This is a genomic window from Nonomuraea cavernae (genome assembly GCF_040655715.1).
Lineage (GTDB): Bacteria > Actinomycetota > Actinomycetes > Streptosporangiales > Streptosporangiaceae > Nonomuraea > Nonomuraea cavernae_A.
Genome location: NZ_JBFAKL010000021.1, coordinates 32,922 through 49,041, shown reverse-complemented (window position 1 = coordinate 49,041; position 16,120 = coordinate 32,922). Strand labels below are relative to the sequence as shown.

At 71.7% G+C, this 16,120-nt stretch carries 18 protein-coding genes; 11 read left to right on the top strand and 7 right to left on the bottom strand.

Annotated elements, in window-relative coordinates; all coding sequences use genetic code 11:
- Positions 1-115 precede the first annotated feature (115 nt).
- The gene (locus AB0I38_RS27500) at positions 116-916 is read left to right on the top strand and encodes an NTP transferase domain-containing protein (RefSeq protein WP_358478278.1); all 801 of its coding nucleotides are present in this window, start codon (positions 116-118) and stop codon (positions 914-916) included.
- A gap of 315 nt (positions 917-1,231) precedes the next feature.
- Here the strand turns inward: AB0I38_RS27500 and AB0I38_RS27495 are convergent, their stop codons facing one another.
- Positions 1,232-1,546: a DUF3099 domain-containing protein gene (locus AB0I38_RS27495; protein WP_358478266.1), complete on the bottom strand. Its 315-nt coding sequence runs from the start codon at positions 1,544-1,546 to the stop codon at positions 1,232-1,234.
- A 98-nt stretch (positions 1,547-1,644) separates the two neighbouring features.
- Here AB0I38_RS27495 and AB0I38_RS27490 point away from each other — a divergent pair, with 98 nt between their 5' ends.
- Together AB0I38_RS27490 and AB0I38_RS27485 are read left to right on the top strand one after the other, a co-directional pair.
- Positions 1,645-1,857 (top strand): dodecin, encoded by a 213-nt coding sequence (locus tag AB0I38_RS27490; RefSeq protein WP_189126916.1) that lies wholly within the window; start codon positions 1,645-1,647, stop codon positions 1,855-1,857.
- 131 nt (positions 1,858-1,988) lie between these two features.
- On the top strand, positions 1,989-2,978 hold the full coding sequence (locus tag AB0I38_RS27485; protein WP_358478245.1) for a linear amide C-N hydrolase: 990 nt from the start codon (positions 1,989-1,991) through the stop codon (positions 2,976-2,978).
- Here AB0I38_RS27485 and AB0I38_RS27480 read toward each other — a convergent pair.
- Both AB0I38_RS27480 and AB0I38_RS27475 read right to left on the bottom strand, forming a co-directional pair.
- Positions 2,962-4,317, bottom strand: a complete 1,356-nt coding sequence (locus AB0I38_RS27480; protein WP_358479508.1) for a metallopeptidase TldD-related protein — start codon at positions 4,315-4,317, stop codon at positions 2,962-2,964. The two genes, AB0I38_RS27485 and AB0I38_RS27480, sit on opposite strands and share 17 nt — an antisense overlap.
- A 44-nt stretch (positions 4,318-4,361) precedes the next feature.
- Positions 4,362-5,855 (bottom strand): TldD/PmbA family protein, encoded by a 1,494-nt coding sequence (locus AB0I38_RS27475; protein WP_358478228.1) that lies wholly within the window; start codon positions 5,853-5,855, stop codon positions 4,362-4,364.
- 77 nt (positions 5,856-5,932) lie between these two features.
- On the opposite strand from AB0I38_RS27475, the gene fabG reads away from it, so the two are divergent.
- Both fabG and fabI read left to right on the top strand, forming a co-directional pair.
- Positions 5,933-6,628 (top strand): 3-oxoacyl-ACP reductase FabG, encoded by a 696-nt coding sequence (gene fabG / locus AB0I38_RS27470; protein WP_358478218.1) that lies wholly within the window; start codon positions 5,933-5,935, stop codon positions 6,626-6,628.
- 1 nt (position 6,629) lies between these two features.
- Positions 6,630-7,394: an enoyl-ACP reductase FabI gene (gene fabI / locus AB0I38_RS27465; RefSeq protein WP_358478204.1), complete on the top strand. Its 765-nt coding sequence runs from the start codon at positions 6,630-6,632 to the stop codon at positions 7,392-7,394.
- A gap of 75 nt (positions 7,395-7,469) precedes the next feature.
- On the opposite strand, the gene AB0I38_RS27460 is transcribed toward fabI, so the two are convergent.
- Together AB0I38_RS27460 and AB0I38_RS27455 are read right to left on the bottom strand one after the other, a co-directional pair.
- A complete protein-coding gene (locus tag AB0I38_RS27460; RefSeq protein ID WP_358478194.1) occupies positions 7,470-8,315 on the bottom strand; it encodes a hypothetical protein in 846 nt (281 codons plus the stop codon).
- A gap of 128 nt (positions 8,316-8,443) precedes the next feature.
- Positions 8,444-9,391: an aldo/keto reductase gene (locus AB0I38_RS27455; protein WP_358478180.1), complete on the bottom strand. Its 948-nt coding sequence runs from the start codon at positions 9,389-9,391 to the stop codon at positions 8,444-8,446.
- A 64-nt stretch (positions 9,392-9,455) separates the two neighbouring features.
- Here AB0I38_RS27455 and AB0I38_RS27450 point away from each other — a divergent pair, with 64 nt between their 5' ends.
- The 5 genes from AB0I38_RS27450 to mshC are packed head-to-tail and all read left to right on the top strand — an operon-like array spanning position 9,456 to position 13,369.
- Complete coding sequence (locus AB0I38_RS27450; RefSeq protein WP_358479487.1) at positions 9,456-10,142, top strand: MSMEG_4193 family putative phosphomutase; 687 nt, start codon at positions 9,456-9,458, stop codon at positions 10,140-10,142.
- A 9-nt stretch (positions 10,143-10,151) separates the two neighbouring features.
- On the top strand, positions 10,152-10,700 hold the full coding sequence (locus tag AB0I38_RS27445; protein WP_358478173.1) for a DUF3090 domain-containing protein: 549 nt from the start codon (positions 10,152-10,154) through the stop codon (positions 10,698-10,700).
- Positions 10,697-11,461, top strand: coding sequence for an SCO1664 family protein (locus tag AB0I38_RS27440; RefSeq protein ID WP_358478166.1), 765 nt, complete (start codon positions 10,697-10,699; stop codon positions 11,459-11,461). The genes AB0I38_RS27445 and AB0I38_RS27440 overlap by 4 nt, the downstream gene beginning before the upstream one ends.
- 23 nt (positions 11,462-11,484) lie before the next feature.
- The gene (locus AB0I38_RS27435) at positions 11,485-12,135 is read left to right on the top strand and encodes an NRDE family protein (protein WP_358478130.1); all 651 of its coding nucleotides are present in this window, start codon (positions 11,485-11,487) and stop codon (positions 12,133-12,135) included.
- Positions 12,136-12,145: 10 nt separating this feature from the next.
- Positions 12,146-13,369, top strand: coding sequence for a cysteine--1-D-myo-inosityl 2-amino-2-deoxy-alpha-D-glucopyranoside ligase (gene mshC, locus AB0I38_RS27430; protein WP_358478094.1), 1,224 nt, complete (start codon positions 12,146-12,148; stop codon positions 13,367-13,369).
- A 22-nt stretch (positions 13,370-13,391) separates the two neighbouring features.
- On the opposite strand, the gene AB0I38_RS27425 is transcribed toward mshC, so the two are convergent.
- A complete protein-coding gene (locus AB0I38_RS27425) occupies positions 13,392-13,931 on the bottom strand; it encodes a cysteine hydrolase family protein (RefSeq protein ID WP_358478072.1) in 540 nt (179 codons plus the stop codon).
- A gap of 122 nt (positions 13,932-14,053) precedes the next feature.
- Positions 14,054-15,241: a glycosyltransferase gene (locus AB0I38_RS27420; RefSeq protein WP_358478057.1), complete on the bottom strand. Its 1,188-nt coding sequence runs from the start codon at positions 15,239-15,241 to the stop codon at positions 14,054-14,056.
- Positions 15,242-15,490: 249 nt separating this feature from the next.
- On the opposite strand from AB0I38_RS27420, the gene AB0I38_RS27415 reads away from it, so the two are divergent.
- Positions 15,491-16,099 (top strand): D-glycero-alpha-D-manno-heptose-1,7-bisphosphate 7-phosphatase, encoded by a 609-nt coding sequence (locus AB0I38_RS27415; protein ID WP_358478046.1) that lies wholly within the window; start codon positions 15,491-15,493, stop codon positions 16,097-16,099.
- Positions 16,100-16,120: the final 21 nt, after the last annotated feature.

Here is a 16,120-nt window from a genome sequence, read left to right as displayed (position 1 = left end):
TGAGCGCGTGCCTGACGGTGACTGCGTTGAGCGGAGGTATCGCGTGCCTCACGGTGACCGCGTGAGCGCAGGTGCACGCGTGCCCCACGGTGACCGCGTGAGCGGAGGTGAGCGCGTGAGCGGAGGCTACGACGCGGTGATCCTGGCGGGCGGCCTGGCTCGCCGGCTGGGCGGGGTCGACAAGCCCGGCCTGGCCGTGGGGGGCCGGGCGATGGTCGAGCGGGTCGTGGCGGCCGTCCCGGAGGCCCGGCGGGTCGTCGTGGTCGGGCCCGAGCGCAGGCTGCCTGGGGTGGTGTTCGCCCGGGAGGACCCTCCGGGAGGCGGACCGGTGCCCGCGCTGCGGGCCGGGCTGAACGAGGTCACCGCCCCCTGGGTGCTGTTGCTGGCCGCTGATTTGCCGTTCCTGGCGCCCGCCCACCTGATGCCCCTGCTGGCGGCTCGCTCACCCGGGGCGGGCGGCGTCGTGGCCGTCGACGGCGGCGGGCGTGAGCAGTGGCTGCTGGGCGTGTGGGAGGTCGCGCCGCTGCGCGCGGCGCTGGACGGCTACACCGGGCGGTCGCTGCGCGGCCTGCTCGGGCCGTTGGTCGCGGTCCGGGTGCCGTTGCCCGGCCGGGCCTCGTTCGACTGCGACACAATGGACGATCTCAAGGAGGCTCACATGAACGTGCTGCACGAGTGGACCACGCTGGTCTGCCAGGAGCTGGGCATCGACCCCGCACGCGTCGACCGCGACGCGATCCTCGACCTCACCAAGGAGGTGGCGCACGGCGTGGCCCGGCCGGCCGCGCCGCTCACCGCCTATCTGCTGGGGCTCGCCCAGGGCGCCGGCACCGCTCCGGATGACGCCATGGCCCGGCTGACGGCCCTGGCCGGCACCTGGGGGCAGGCCACCGCCGAGCCGCTGACGGACGACTGACACTCCGACGAACTCCCGATGTCAAGCTCTGCGCGAAGCTGAAGATTTCCTGGGAATTCTGAACGCGTTGGAGCGTAAACGATTTCGGGAAAGAGGCCCTATCAAACCAAGGTCACCGCTGTCGGAGTGATCATCCAAGACAAAGGTTTCCCCAGGAAAAGGGCGACGCCGGGTGGTTACGGGGGCAAACCACCCGGCGTCGCTTCATCGGCGTTCCGACGGGGGCCCGGAACGCCGGCACCAGCACTCCGACGGGGGACCGGAGCGCTTGGCTAAAGCGTACACCTACAACCCATGGGATGCGTCAAGACTTAGTCACGACCCGATCTCGCGTCGGTGCCTTGGTATCTCGCTTTGGTTAGGTTCGGGGGTCTGAAAGGTGGGAGGTGGCACGTCCGCGCCCCTCTCATTGGCCCCGATTACCGCTATGTATGGCAAAAAAACGGCACCCGCGATGAACAGCAGCCGATAGGGCCAGGGCACCGGCACCACCACCGCCAGGATCAGGCAGAGCGTGCGGATTCCCATCTTGATGAGGTAGCTGATCTCTCGACGGTGGATGTCCGCGGTCAGCGAGGGTCTGGCGTCAGTGACCTGGTGGACGTCTTTGTTCCTGTGCCACCACTTCATACCTTTCACGCTAGACCTCCGACGGGCATGCCGTAACCGCCTGCCGGACGGGCACGGCGAGTCATGCGATCATGGCCTTCTAGTAAGGAGATGTGGAGATGACGGATCGAACGTACCGGGTCACCGAGATAGTCGGGACGTCGGGGGAGAGCGTTGACCAGGCCATCCGCAACGGCATCAGGCGCGCGTCCGAGACGCTGCGGCACCTCGACTGGTTCGAGGTGACGGAGGTTCGCGGGCACATCGACGCGGGCGAGGTCGCCCACTTCCAGGTGGGCATGAAGGTGGGCTTCCGCCTCGAGGACTCCTGAGCTCAGCGTCCTGTCGCGATTCCGTCCTGTCCCGATTCCGTCCTGTCGCGATTCGGTTCCGTGGTGATTCCGTTTCGTGGTGATTCCGCGCGGCACGTGACAGGCACGGCGCGGCGCGCCACACTGCGCTCATGCGCGGTCGTGCCAAGGGAATCCTGTCGGCGCTCGTCCTGAGCCTGCTCGCCGCCTGCACGGCGGCCCCGCCGCCGCGGCCGGCGTCAGGGCCGGAGCCGCGCCCCATCCTGCGCCAGAGCGCCGCGGAGGCGGCCCGTACGGCGTCGAGCCTGCGCCGGCTCGACGAGCTGCCGCTGTACGAGATGACCTACCACGGCGGCTACGACGCCGAGGCGCCGCTCACCGAGCAGGAACTGGCCCGCCGCGACGACGCCTTCGCCTGCTCCTTATTCCTGCGCGGCTCGGAGTTCGGCCGCAACTTCGACTGGGACCCCCACCCTGCCATGGTGGTGCACGCCCGCCCGCCGGGCGGCTACGCCTCCCTGTCGATCTCCGACATCTCGTACGTCCTCGGCGACCGGCAGGCCCCGGATCTGGACGACCCCGGCGACCGGCGACGGCTGGCGCACGCCGTGCTGGTCCCGTTCGACGGCATGAACGAGAAGGGCCTGGCGGTCGGCCTGGCCCAGACGCCCGAGGTGCCGCTGCCCACCCGCACGCCCGGCCGCCCCGTCGTCGGCAGCGCGCGGATCATGCGGCTCCTCCTCGACCGGGCCGCCACCGTGGAGGAGGCCGTCGCCCTCATGCGCCGCTACGACCTCGACTTCTCCGGCGGCCCGCAGGTCCACTACCTGATCGGCGACCGCTCGGGCCGGTCGGTCGTCATCGAGTACGGCGACGGCCGGCTGAACGTCATCGACGACCGGGTGCTCACCAACATCACGATGACCGGCGCGAGCCGCGACACCCGCCTGGCCGACCCCCGCTACCGCACGCTGACCAAGGGCGTCGGCACCGAAGCCGACGCCCTCGGCCTGCTGCGCCAGGTCGCGCAGCCGCACACCCGCTGGTCGGTCGTCTACGACCTGAAGGCCGGCACCGCCAGGCTCGTCCCCGGCCAGCGGTGGGACCGGGTGATCGAGCTGGCGATCAGCTCGCCTGGCTGACCGTCGACATGTTGAAGTCGGGCACCCGCACGGGCGGCATGACCGTACGGGTCCAGTAGTCGCTCCACTCGCGAGGCAGCGTCTGCCCGGCCGCGCCGACCTCGGTCAGCCGGCCGAGCAGGTCGACCGGGCTCTCGTTGAACCTGAAGTTGTTGACCTCGCCCACCACCTCGCCGTGCTCGACCAGGTAGACGCCGTCGCGGGTGAGGCCGGTCAGGAGCAGGGTCTGCGGGTCGACCTCGCGGATGTACCACAGGCAGGTCAGCAGCAGGCCGCGCCCGGTGGAGGCGATCATCTCCTCCAGCGTCCGGCCGTCGCCGGGCCCCCGCATGATCAGGTTGTCGATCGACGGCGTCGCCGGCAGCCCGCTGAGCTCGGCCGAGTAGCGGGTCTGCAGCAGCGCCTCCAGCCTGCCGTCCTTGACCCAGTCGGTCGGGGCCAGCGGCAGCCCGTTGTCGAACACGGAGGTCTCGCGGCCGGAGGCGTGCGCGATCACGAACGGCGCGCACTCGATGCCCGGCGCGGACGGGTCGCCGGACAGCGTCACCGGCAGGCCGCCCAGCTGCTCGCCCACCCGGGTGCCGCCACCCGGCCTGGCGAACACCGAGCGGCCGTCGAGTGCGTCACGGGCTCCCGACGACCAGAACATGTAGATCATCAGGTCGGCCATCGCGCTCGGCGGCAGCAGCGTCTCGTAACGGCCGGCCGGCAGGTCGACGCGGTTCTTGGCCCAGTCGAGCCGCTGCGCCAGCGACGAGTCGAGCGCCGCCACGTCGACGTCGGCGAAGTCGCGCGTCGCCATGCCCGTCCAGGCCGAGCGCTTCAGGTCGGCCGACTTGGCGTTGAGCTCCAGCCGCCCGGTCGGCTGGTCGTGACGCAGCCGCAGCCCGGCGGACGTGCCGAGGAAGGTCGTGGTGCGCGAGTGCTCGGCGAAGCCGTAGAGCTTGCGCCCGCCCGACTCGGCGGCGGCGAACGCGTCGCCCAGCGCGGGCGCGAAGCCCTCGAACACGCCGATGTCGGTGGGCGTCACCTGCTCGTCCCACGAGGGGCTCGCCCGCACCCCCTCGACCAGTGGCCGGGCGTCCTCGGCGGGCTGTGCCTCGCGGGCGGCCCGATCGGCCGCGGCGACCACGTCGGCGAGCTGGCCGGGTCGTACGGAGGCCCGGGAGACCACGCCGGCCCCCTCGCCCACGATCGAGATCACCGTCAGCTGCGAGGACCGGGCGACGCCGTTGGTGGTGAGCGTGTTGCCCGCGAACCGCAGGTTGGCCGTGGACCCCTCGTCGGCGAGCACGACGCACCCGTCGGCCGTGGAGAGCTCCAGGGCCCGCTCCACCATCTCCTGCGGGGACGCCGTGGCGCTCCCCGTCAATCCGCGCTCGCTCACTTGCCGCCCTCCTGCACCGTGTTGAGGATCCGGACGTCGCGGAACAGTCCCGAGGGGCAGCCGTGGCTGACCGGCGCGATCTGGCCGGGCTGGCCCTTGCCGCAGTTGAAGGCGCCGCCGAGGACATAGGTCTGCGGCCCGCCGACCGCCTCCATGGACTGCCAGAAGTCCGTCGTGCTCGCCTGGTAGGCGAAGTCGCGCACCTGCCCGGCCAGCCGGCCGTGCGAGATCCGGTAGGCACGCTGGCCGGTGAACTGGAAGTTGTAGCGCTGCATGTCGATCGACCAGCTCTTGTCGCCGATGATGTAGAGGCCCCGCTCGACGCGCGAGATCAGCTCCTCGGTGGACGGGCCGCCGGGCGCCGCCGCCAGCGAGACGTTGGCCATGCGCTGGATCGGCATGTGGCCGGGGGAGTCGGCGAACGCGCACCCGTTGGAGCGGCCGAACCCCTTCATCAGCGCCATGCGCCGGTCGAGCTGGTAGCCGGTCAGGATGCCGTCGCGGACGATGTCGAAGCTCTGCCCCCGCACGCCCTCGTCGTCGAACCCGATCGTCGCCAGGCCGTGCTCGACCGTGCGGTCACCGGTCACGTTCATCACCGGCGAGCCGTAGACGAGCTCGCCCAGCTGGTCGAAGGTGGCGAAGCTGGTGCCGGCGTAGGCGGCCTCGTAGCCGAGGGCCCGGTCGAGCTCGGTGGCGTGGCCGATCGACTCGTGGATGGTCAGCCACAGGTTGGACGGGTGGATCACCAGGTCGTGGTCGCCCGCCTCCACCGACGGCGCCGCCAGCTTCTCCGCCAGCAGCTCGGGCAGCTGGGCCAGCTCGGCCGGCCAGTCCCAGCCCGTGCCGGTCAGGTACTCGTATCCCCGGCCCGCCGGCGGCGCGATCGTCGACATGTCGTCGAAGCCGCCGTCGGCCGCCTTCATCGCGTTGAGCGTGGGGTGCACCCGCACCCGCTGCTGGGTGGTGACCGTGCCGGCCGTGTCGGCGTAGAACTTCTGCTCCTTGACCTGGAGCAGCCGCGCCGAGACGTGGTCGGCGCCCTTGAGCAGCCCGGCCGACCAGTCGGCCAGCAGCGTCACCTTGTCGGCCGAGGGCACCGAGAACGGGTCGACGTCGTAGGAGGAGACCCATGTGACGTCGGCGTGCACCGGCTCGGGCGCCAGCTCGATCGGCTCCCGGTTGATGGGGGCGCTCACCTCCGCCACCCGCACCGCCTGAGCGGCCACCTCCGCGGCGGCCTCCGGGGTCAGCTGGATGCCCGCGGCGAATCCCCAGGTGCCGTTCTTGACGACACGCACCGCGTAGCCCAGGTCGTCGGCGTCCATGGCGCCTTCGAGCCGGGTGTCGTAGAGGCTGAGCGTCTCGGCTCTGACGCGTTCCAGCCGGAAGTCGGCGTGCCCGGCGCCCAGGTCGCGAGCTCGTTGCAGGGCGGCGTCCGCCAGCTGCCGCAGCGGCAGCTCCAGGAATTCGGGATCGATCTGGCGCATGTCCACGATCCTAACCCTGTGATCTTGTGCCACCCGGATAAGCGGATACTCACCGGTAGGGGATAGCGTCATGTGTCATGGCACGCTCAGTACTCGTCACCGGGGGCAATCGCGGCATAGGCCTCGCGATCGCCCGTGAACTCGCCGCGAACGGCGACGCCGTCGCGGTCACCTACCGATCCGGAGAGCCCCCCGAGGGGTTGTTCGGCGTCCGGTGCGACGTGACCAGCATGGCCGACGTCGAGGCCGCCTTCGACAAGGTCGAGGCGGAGCAGGGCCCGGTCGAGGTCCTCGTCTCCAACGCCGGCATCACCAAGGACACCTTGCTGGCGATGATGAAGGAAGAGACCTTCACCGACGTCGTCGACGCCAACCTGACCGGCGCCTACCGGGTCGCCAAGCGGGCCATCAGGCCCATGATGAAGCTCAAGCGCGGTCGGGTCATCCTGGTCTCCTCCGTCATCGCGATGCTCGGCCAGGCGGGCCAGACCAACTACGCGGCCTCTAAGGCCGGGCTGATCGGCTTCGCCCGCTCCATGGCCCGCGAGTACGGCTCGCGCGGCATCACCGTCAACGTGGTCTCACCCGGGTTCGTGGCCACCGACATGACGGCCGACCTCGACACCGAGGCGATCGTGAAGAACATCCCGCTGGGGCGGCAGGCGTCGCCCGGCGAGGTCGCGCGCGTCGTCCGCTTTCTGGCGAGCGACGACGCCTCCTACATCACCGGGGCTGTGATCCCCGTCGACGGCGGACTCGGAATGGGGCACTGACGTGGGCATTCTCGAAGGCAAGCGGATCCTGGTGACCGGGGTGCTGACCGACGCGTCGATCGCGTTCTCGGTCGCCAAGCTGGCCCAGGAGGAGGGCGCCACCGTGGTGCTCACCGGGTTCGGCCGGCTGAGCCTGGTCGAGCGCATCGCCAAGCGGCTGCCCGAGCCGGCGCCGGTGCTGGAGCTCGACGTCCAGGACACCGACCAGCTCGACACCCTGGCCTCCAGGGTCGGCGAGCACGTCGGGGGCCTCGACGGCGTCGTCCACTCGATCGGGTTCGCCCCGCAGACCGCCCTCGGCGGCAACTTCCTCAACACCTCGTGGGAGGACGTCGCGACCGCCCTGCACGTGTCCACCTTCTCGTTCAAGTCGCTGGCCGTCGCCTGCCTGCCGCTGATGAAGGAGGGCGGCGCGGTCGTCGGTCTCGACTTCGACGCCAGCAGGGCGTGGCCGGTCTACGACTGGATGGGCGTGGCCAAGGCCGGCCTGGAGTCGGCGTCCCGCTACCTCGCGCGCGATCTCGGCAAGCAGGGCATCAGGGTCAACCTGGTGGCCGCGGGGCCGCTGCGCACGATGGCGGCCAAGTCCATCCCGGGCTTCAAGGAGTTCGAGGAGAGCTGGCCGTCCAGGGCCCCGCTCGGCTGGGACCTGACCGACACGGTCCCGGCCGCCAAGGCGTGCGTGGCGCTGATGTCCGACTGGTTCCCCGCCACCACGGGCGAGATCGTCCACGTCGACGGCGGCGTCCACGCGATCGGCGGCTGACCCTCGCGGCTCGGCCGTGCCGTGCGCTCCCGTCCGCGCCAGTGCTGGCGGCGCGGGTCAGCGCCTGAGGCCGGGTCAGGCCAGGCGGTGCCGGCCGCCGGCCGTACGGACCGGTTCGAACGGGATCGAGGCGGGCTGGTCGCCGCGCTGGCGGCGCTGTTGCACGATGCGGGTGGCGGCGATGGCCGAGATCAGGAGCGCGATCGTCAGCGTGGTGCCGGCCACGTCGGACGCCGGGCTGCTCGGCCGCACCACCCGCTGGCGCAGCGGCTCCGACAGCTCCCGTGCGAACGGATGCGGCCACAGCAGGTCGATGCGCGCGTCGTCGGTGTCGACGGTCGGCTCATCGGCGACCGGATCCTCGTGCTGCGGCCACGTGGTGTCCATCAGGTAGGGCTCGCTCTGCGGTGGCGTGGGCCCCGTGGTGGGCGCCGTCGTCGGTGCCGCGGCGTCGTCCTGCTCCCGCTCGCGTGTCTTCTTGCCGGCGCTGTCAGTGGACTCCGGAGCCGGCTCGGACTCCTTCGGCGTCGCCTTGGGGGCCTCGTCGCCGTCGGCCTGCTCGTCACAGGCCAGCACCGGCAGGCAGACCTTGCCCAGCGTCTCGGGCAGCAGCGTGCTGCGCTGCGACGGCTCGGGCGTGCTCCTGCGCGACGGCGCGGTGGGCGCCACCTCGCCCACGGTGCCGAGCACCTGGTCGGTGGTGTCGTTGAGGCCCTTGGTGACCGGCTTGAGCGTGTCGCCGGTGAGTGTGTCGACGGTGCCGGTCACGACGTCGACGACGTCGCACAGGCCGTCGGTGACTCCGCCGAGCAGGCCGCCTCCACCCGGGCAGTCGGCGGCCATGGCCGCCGGAGCCGTCAGCGGGATCGCCGCCAGCGCCACCGCCAGGACGCCGGCCGAGATCGCGGTCCTGCTCCCCATCAGTCCCCTTCCGCATCACGCCTCGAGGGAAATCTTTACGGACATCGGCGTCGAGAGGCAGGTGTTTCCCGCGAAAGTTGCGATTTGGTATCGACTAGTGATATGCGAGCGCCACTCTCGTTTCACCCTCAGTCGATCGAGGAGACGTCGTCCAGGGCCTCGCGGATCTCTCTGGGCAGTACGACGTCCTCGGCGGGCAGCGCTCCGGCGAGCTGGGCGTGGGTGCGGGCGCCGACGATCGCCGAGGTCACGCCCGGCTGGTCGCGCACCCACGACAGGGCCACCGCCATCGGCGACACCCCGAGGCCGTCGGCGGCCGTCATGACGGACTCGACCACCCGCCGGCTGCGCTCGTCGAGGTAGGGCCTGACGAACTCGGCGAAGTGCGGGGTCGCGGCCCGCGAGTCGGACGGGATGCCGGTGCGGTATTTGCCGGTCAGCACGCCCCGGCCCAGCGGCGACCAGGCCAGCACGCCCGCGCCCACGTGCTGGGCGGCCGGCAGCAGCTCGCGCTCCGGCTCGCGGGCCAGCAGCGAGTATTCGACCTGGGCGGAGGTGATCGGGGTCCGGCCGGGGACCGCCCGCTGGGTGACGCCGGCGGCGGCCAGTTGCCAGCCGGTGTAGTCGCAGACGCCCGCGTAGACGGCGCGGCCGGAGGAGACGATCGCGTCGAGCGCGCCCAGCGTCTCCTCCAGGGGCACCTCGTCGTCGTAGGTGTGCAGCTGCCACAGGTCGACGTAGTCGAGGCCGAGCCGGTTGAGGGAGTCGTCGACCGCGGCGATCAGGTGGCGCCGGGAGGCGTCGCGGGGCCTGCGGGCGGCCGGCGTCACCACCGCCTTGGTGGAGATCACCAGCTCCGAGCGGGGGAACGAGTCGCGCAGCATCCGGCCGAGAACCCGCTCGGCGTCGCCGCCGGTGTAGACGTCGGCCGTGTCGACAAGGGTGCCGCCGGCGTCCATGAAGGCCCGGAGCTGGGCCGACGCCTCGTCGGCGTCGGTATCACGCCCCCAGGTCATCGTGCCGAGCCCGAGACGGGACACCGACAGGCCGCTACGGCCGACATAGCGTTGCTGCATGATCCGGCCAGGTTACCGCTCGGGCCGCTGGAACGCCGTGATCCACGCCTGCGACACTTGGTGCGTGACCACCCTCCTGCTGGCCCGCCACGGGCTCACCGCGCTCACCGGACCCGTCCTGGCCGGCCGTACTCCGGGGGTGCACCTCAACGACGCCGGCCGGGCGCAGGCCGAGGCCCTGGCCCGGCGCATCGCGGGGGTCCGGCTCGACGCCGTCGTCTCCAGCCCGCTCGAACGCTGCCAGGAGACCGCGCGGCCCGTCGCCGCCGGGCGCGGGATGGAGGTGCTGACCGACGAGCGGTTCGTCGAGTGCGGCTACGGCGACTGGACCGGACGGCCGCTGGCCGAGCTGGCCAAGGAGCCGCTGTGGCAGGTGGTGCAGGCGCACCCCAGCGCGGCGACGTTCCCGGCGGGGGAGTCCCTGGCCGCCATGCAGCAGCGGGCGGTCGCCGCGGTGCGTGACTGGAACGAGCGTGTCGGGGAGAGGGGTGTCTACCTGGCCTGCAGTCACGGTGATGTGATCAAGGCGATCGTGGCCGATGCTCTCGGGCTCCATCTCGATCAGTTTCAGCGGATAACCGCCGATCCTGGAGCGCTCACCGTGATTCGCTATAGCCCCTTGCGTCCCTTTGTTTGCCGACTTAACGATATGGGGGAATTGCGGCTCCCCGAGGATTCGGGGGAGAAAGACGGGGGAGAAAACATCACCGGGAGCGATGCCGCCGTCGGCGGCGGGCCCGGAACCACGTAAGGTCAGGCTATGCCGGTCTTCGACTACGACCCACCAGAGAGGTTCGTGGCCGGTGCCCTGGGGCAACCGGGCGCACGGGCGTTCTTTCTGCAGGCCAGAGCCGAGGGCAGACTGACCACGGTCGCGCTGGAGAAGCTTCAGGTCGCCGCACTGGCGGGCAGGCTCGACGAGCTGCTCGACGAGGTGCTGCGGCGCAGCGGCGGCACCGCGCACGTGCCGGCCATCGCGCCCGCGGACCTGTCCGACGACGCCCCCCTCGACGTGCCGCTCGCCGAGGACTTCCGGGTCGGCACCATGGCGCTGGCCTGGGACCCCGAGACGTCTCAGGTGGTCATCGAGGCGCAGGAGATCATCGACGAGGACGACGTCGAGCCGGAGGAGCCGGCCGTGCTCCGGGTGCGCATCAGCGCCGGGGCCGCGCGGGCGTTCACCCGGCGGGCCCTCGACCTCGTCGCCGCCGGTCGGCCACCCTGCCCCCTGTGCGCGCAGCCGCTCGATGCCGAAGGCCATGTGTGCGTCCGGCTCAACGGCTACCGCGGGGGTGAGGTGGCCTCATGAGCGCCTCGGAGAGCGAGCCCGCCGTCCGGCCGTCATCCCCGTCGGCCATGGAGGCCGACGGGGCGCTCACGCTACTCCGCGACGGCCGCCTGGAGGTGGCCGGCCGGCTGGTCGAGGCCACCAACATGACGCTCTACTGCTCGGTCACGCTGGCCGGGCGCACGGCCGCCTGCGTCTACAAGCCCGTACGCGGCGAGCGCCCGCTGTGGGACTTCCCCGACGGCACCCTGGCCGCCCGCGAGGTGGCGGCGTTCGAGGTGTCCCAGGCGACCGGCTGGCAGATCGTGCCACCGACGGTCTACCGCGACGGCCCGTTCGGGCCCGGCATGTGCCAGCTGTGGATCGACACCCAGCGCGAGATCGACCTGACGCGGCTGATCCGCAGCCGCAACCCGGTGGTGCGCCGGATGGCGGTGTTCGACGCCGTGGTCAACAACGCCGACCGCAAGGGCGGTCACCTGCTGCCGCTGCCCACCGGCCATGTCTACGGGGTCGACCACGGCGTCTGCTTCGCCGTCGAGGACAAGCTCCGCACGGTGCTCTGGCAGTGGCGGGGCAAGCCGCTGGCGCGCGAGGCGGTGGCCGTGCTCGCCAAGCTGGAGCGCGACATCGAGTCGGGCGCGCTGGGCCGCAGGCTGCGCGAGCTGCTGTCGCTCGCCGAGGTCGAGGCCACCTGGCACCGGGTCAGGCGGTTGATCAACACCGGGGTGCATCCGTACCCGTCCGAGGACTGGCCTGCCATCCCCTGGCCGCCCATCTAAGCCGGTTTACTACTCTTTGGCATATGTGCACGCTGATCGTGAAGACCGGGCGACCGCTGACCCTGATGGGCGTACGTGATGAGTTCACCGACCGGCCATGGGAGGGTCCGGGTGAGCACTGGCCCGAGTATCCCGGCGTGATCGGCGGCCGCGACCTCAAGGCGGGCGGCACCTGGCTGGCCGTCCACCCAGTGGCCCGCCGCGCCGCCGCCCTGCTCAACGGGCGTGGCCAGGCCGCTCCCGAGACGACCAAGATCTCCCGAGGCGACCTGGCGCTCCGCGCCGTCACGACCGGCGGCATGCCGCGCGTGGAGCTCGCCCGCTACGACCCCTTCCACCTGGTGCTCGCCGAGCCGTCCGGGGCCCGGGTGTTCAGCTGGGACGGCGTCCAGCTCAGCGTGGCCGACCTGGCGCAGGGCACCAGCATGGTGGTCAACACCGGGATCGACCCCTCCAACGAGCGGGTGGCGGCGTTCCTGCCCAGGTTCGAGAGCAGCTCCGACTGGCGCGAGCTGATCACCGGCGCCCCCTCCGGCGATCCCGGCGCGCTCCTCGTCCGGCACGAACTACCCGACGGCCGGGTCTTCGCGTCCCTGTCGGTCATGACGGTCGAGCTGGACCCGGGCGGCCTGACGTACGACTTCACGGACCTGACCGCTGATCCGGACAGATAGGCTCAAAGCTATGAGATCGTGGTCTGCCCCGAAGGTTCCCAGGCTTCCCGGCGAGAGCATCCCGCTGCGACTCCACGACACCGCGGCACGACAGGTACGGCAGACCGATCCCGGGCGCACCGCCAGGATGTACGTCTGCGGCATCACCCCCTACGACGCGACCCATCTCGGCCACGCCAACACCTACCTCGCCTTCGACCTGGTGGGCAGGGTCTGGCGCGACGCCGGGCACGACGTGCACTACACGCAGAACACCACCGACGTCGACGACCCGCTGCTGGAGCGAGCCCAGCGGACCGGAGTCGACTGGCGTGAGCTGGCCGAGCGGGAGACCGAGCTGTTCCGCGCCGACATGGAGGCGCTGCGCATCCTGCCGCCGCGCGAGTACATCGGCGTCACCGAGGTCGTCGACCGGATCGCCGGACTGATCGAGAAGCTGGCGGCCAAGGGCGTCACCTACGCGCTCGACGGCGACGTCTACTTCAGCTCGGCCGACGCGCCCAAGTTCGGCCAGGTGTCCGGCTACGACGAGGAGCTGATGCTCGCCCTGTTCGCCGAGCGAGGGGGCGACCCCGACCGGCCGGGCAAGCGCAACCCGCTCGACTGGCTGCTGTGGCGGGCCGAACGGCCGGGGGAGCCGGCCTGGGAGTCGCCGTTGGGCAGGGGCCGGCCCGGCTGGCACATCGAGTGCACCGGGATCGCGCTCGATCAGCTGGGCCCTGGGTTCGATGTCGCGGGCGGCGGCTCCGACCTGATCTTCCCCCACCACGAGTGCGGCGCGTCCGAGGGGCACGCCGCCACCGGCGAGTGGCCGTTCGCCAAGTTCTACACGCACGCCGGCATGGTCGCGCTCGACGGCGAGAAGATGTCGAAGTCCAAGGGCAACCTGGTGTTCGTGTCCAGGCTGCGGGTCGAGCACGACCCGATGGTGGTCCGGCTCGTGCTCCTGGCCCACCACTACCGCGCCGACTGGGAGTACTTTCCCGGGCAGCCGGCCGAGGCCGAGCAGCGGCTGGACCGCTGGCGCGCGGCCGTCGCGCTGCCCGCCGCCCCGCCCGCCCGCGAGCTGCTGGCGGCGGTGCGTGAGCGGCTGGCCGACGACCTCGACGCGCCCGGCGCGCTGGCCGCGATCGACGCCTGGGCAGAGCGGGCGCTCAGTCAGGGCGGCAGTGACGAGAGCGCGCCCGGCCTGGTACGCGACCTCGCCGACGCCCTCCTCGGGGTCGCGCTCTGACCCGGCGCTCCCGGACCGGCCGCTAGATCAGGCAGCGACGGGCGGGGACGATCTCGGCCGACATGTTGCGCTCCATCATGCGCAGCGCGGCCCGGCCGAGATCGCCGTGGATGGGCGCGACGCAGTCCGGCGGCACCATGATGCCGAACTGCCTGACGTAGGCGTCGAGCGCGCTGTAGAGCACGCACTGCTCGGTCACCTGTCCGGTCAGCAGCACGGTGCCGACGTCCATCTGGCGCAGCAGATACTCCAGGGCCGTGCCGTAGAAGGCGCTGTGGCGCACCTTCGGCAGGAACGCGCAGTCGTCCGGCGGCGCGACCGGCTCCACCAGGTCGGGGCGGCGCCCCTTCATCGCCCTGGACACCAGGTCGTCGCGGGTGGCCGCGAAGTCGCCGTGGTTGTCGTTGACGTAGATCAGCTCCACGTCGTCGCGCCGGCGGGCCCGGCCGATCAGTTCGGCCAACCGGGGGATGACCGGCTCGACCGTCTGTTCGAGCTGCTCGGCGTCCTGGTGCTGGTACGGATTGAGCATGTCGATCACGATCATGGCGATCTTCGGCATGACGGTAACCCCCGGCGGCGGGCTCAGGCGCCCATCCGCTCCAGCCGCTCGGAAACTGCGATGGCAGGGCGGCCTGGCCCGGCCGCGGGCCGCAGGTGTGGCCAATGGCGGTGATCGGCACGTCAACCTCCCAGCGCGGCGAACCGGCAGGGCCTGCCGTCGATCACCCGCGTGTACACGTCCTCGGTCTGCTCGGCCACATGGGGCCAGCCGTACCTCTCACGGGCCCGGCGGGCCCCCGCGGCGCCGAGCGCGCGGCGCCGGTCCGGATGCCGGAGCACGTCCTCCAGCGTCCTGGCGAGCGCGCGCGGCCGGCGAGGCGGCACCAGCAGCCCGCAGCCCGCCACCGTGTCCAGATGGCCGCCGACGGCGGAGGCCACGACCGGCATCCCGCACGCCATCGCCTCGATCGCGACCATGCCGAACGGCTCGTACCAGGGCACCGTGACCACGACGTCGGCCGACCGCATCAGGGCCGGCACCTGCTCGCGCGGCACGCTGCCCAGCAGGCGCACCCGGTCGCCGAGCCCGTGGCGGGCGGCCAGCTCGCGCAGCCGAGCCGCCTCCTCACCGTCGCGCCGGCCGCCCGCGATCAGTAACTCGGCCCCGGGCAGCCGGCGCATGGCCTGCACGATCGTGTCGACGCCCTTGCGCGGCACCTGGCGGCCGATGCTGAGCACCCGAGGGCGGGAGGAGCGCGGCGCCACCGGGCCGTCCGGGCGGAAGGTGTCCAGGTCGACGCCGCACGGCACGACCATGATCCGCTGCTCGGGCACGCCCATCGCGCGCAGCTCGCCGACCTCGTCACCGCAGGTGGCCAGCACCGCGTCGGCTCGCCTGCCGATCTCCCGCTCCGTGTCGACGCGGTGCGGCGGACTGGTGTCCGCGCCGCCCTGCCAGCGCCGCTTGACGGTGCCGAGCGCGTGGTACGTCAGCACCACGGGCACGTCCCCGGCGGCGAGCAGCGCCGCCTGCCCGCTCATCCAGAAGTGCGCGTGCACGATGTCCGGCCGGTCGGCCGCCCACCGCGCGGCCAGGCGCTCGGCGAACTCCGGTATGTACGGCGACAGCTCGTCCTTGGACACGGGCGCGGGCGGCCCGGCCCTGACGTACTCGACGGTCACGCCCGGAGCCATGGCGACCTCGTCCGGCCGGTCCGGATCGGAGCGGCGGGTGTGCACGACGACCCGGTGCCCGCGCCCGGCCAGCGCGGCGGCCAGCGCCGCGACATGGACGTTCTGGCCGCCCGAGTCGACGCCGCCGATCGCCGCGAGGGGATCCGCGTGTTCCGATACCAGAGCGATCTTCACTGGCTCAGCTCCCTCACTGATCACTCACGTCGGACATGGGTGCCCCGGCGCCGAGCACGCGCGCCCTTCGATCGCGTCTCATCTCGAGTTCCAAGGCTGAGAGAACGGCTACCGAGAGAAACGCCCGTCAAACATAGAGGGGTATGTGAGCTGCGAAAACAGGCCGCTCTGACGGATCTTGTCACGGTTCGTAGTTGTTTGCCGGGCGGGGCTCCGGGTAGCTGGCGGGCAGCTCAACGGAGGTGAGAGGTGTTCGAACAACGACGTCCCGGGGCCGTGCTCTTCGACCGTGACGGAACCCTGATCAGGGACGTCCCGTACAACGGTGATCCGGACCGGGTGCAGCCCATGCCGGGGGCCGTCGACGCGCTGGTGCGGCTACGCCGGGCCGACGTGCCGGTCGCCGTGGTCACCAACCAGTCCGGCGTGGCCAGGGGGCTGCTCACGCCGGACGAGATGGACCAGGTCAACGCCAAGGTGGAGGAACTGCTCGGCCCGTTCGACGCGTGGGCGATCTGCGTCCACGACGACGGCGACGGCTGCACCTGCCGCAAACCCGCGCCCGGCCTGCTGATCAGGGCGGCCGCCGTGCTCGACGTCAGCCCGCGCGACTGCGTGGTGGTCGGCGACATCGGCAGGGACATGGAGGCCGCCAGGGCCGCCGGCGCACGCGGGATCCTGGTGCCCACGCGCCAGACGCGGTGGGAGGAGATCCAGGACGCGCCCGAGGTCGCCGAGGACCTGACGGAGGCCGTGGACCGGGTACTGAAAGACGCCCGACACGAGGGCGACGCCTACCAGGGAGCTGCGGCCGGCCCCGCGCTCGGGACCGGGGTGGCCGACTGGAGCCGCTGGTGAGAGTGGCATGACCACGGATCG

Coding starts and splice junctions, on each gene's coding strand:
- AB0I38_RS27495 (WP_358478266.1), bottom strand. CDS start 1,546: ATGAAGTGGTGGCACAGGAACAAAGACGTCCACCAGGTCACTGACGCC.
- AB0I38_RS27490 (WP_189126916.1), top strand. CDS start 1,645: ATGACGGATCGAACGTACCGGGTCACCGAGATAGTCGGGACGTCGGGG.
- AB0I38_RS27485 (WP_358478245.1), top strand. CDS start 1,989: ATGCGCGGTCGTGCCAAGGGAATCCTGTCGGCGCTCGTCCTGAGCCTG.
- AB0I38_RS27480 (WP_358479508.1), bottom strand. CDS start 4,317: ATGGTGGAGCGGGCCCTGGAGCTCTCCACGGCCGACGGGTGCGTCGTG.
- AB0I38_RS27475 (WP_358478228.1), bottom strand. CDS start 5,855: ATGCGCCAGATCGATCCCGAATTCCTGGAGCTGCCGCTGCGGCAGCTG.
- fabG (WP_358478218.1), top strand. CDS start 5,933: ATGGCACGCTCAGTACTCGTCACCGGGGGCAATCGCGGCATAGGCCTC.
- AB0I38_RS27460 (WP_358478194.1), bottom strand. CDS start 8,315: ATGGGGAGCAGGACCGCGATCTCGGCCGGCGTCCTGGCGGTGGCGCTG.
- AB0I38_RS27455 (WP_358478180.1), bottom strand. CDS start 9,391: ATGCAGCAACGCTATGTCGGCCGTAGCGGCCTGTCGGTGTCCCGTCTC.
- AB0I38_RS27445 (WP_358478173.1), top strand. CDS start 10,152: ATGCCGGTCTTCGACTACGACCCACCAGAGAGGTTCGTGGCCGGTGCC.
- AB0I38_RS27440 (WP_358478166.1), top strand. CDS start 10,697: ATGAGCGCCTCGGAGAGCGAGCCCGCCGTCCGGCCGTCATCCCCGTCG.
- AB0I38_RS27435 (WP_358478130.1), top strand. CDS start 11,485: ATGTGCACGCTGATCGTGAAGACCGGGCGACCGCTGACCCTGATGGGC.
- mshC (WP_358478094.1), top strand. CDS start 12,146: ATGAGATCGTGGTCTGCCCCGAAGGTTCCCAGGCTTCCCGGCGAGAGC.
- AB0I38_RS27425 (WP_358478072.1), bottom strand. CDS start 13,931: ATGCCGAAGATCGCCATGATCGTGATCGACATGCTCAATCCGTACCAG.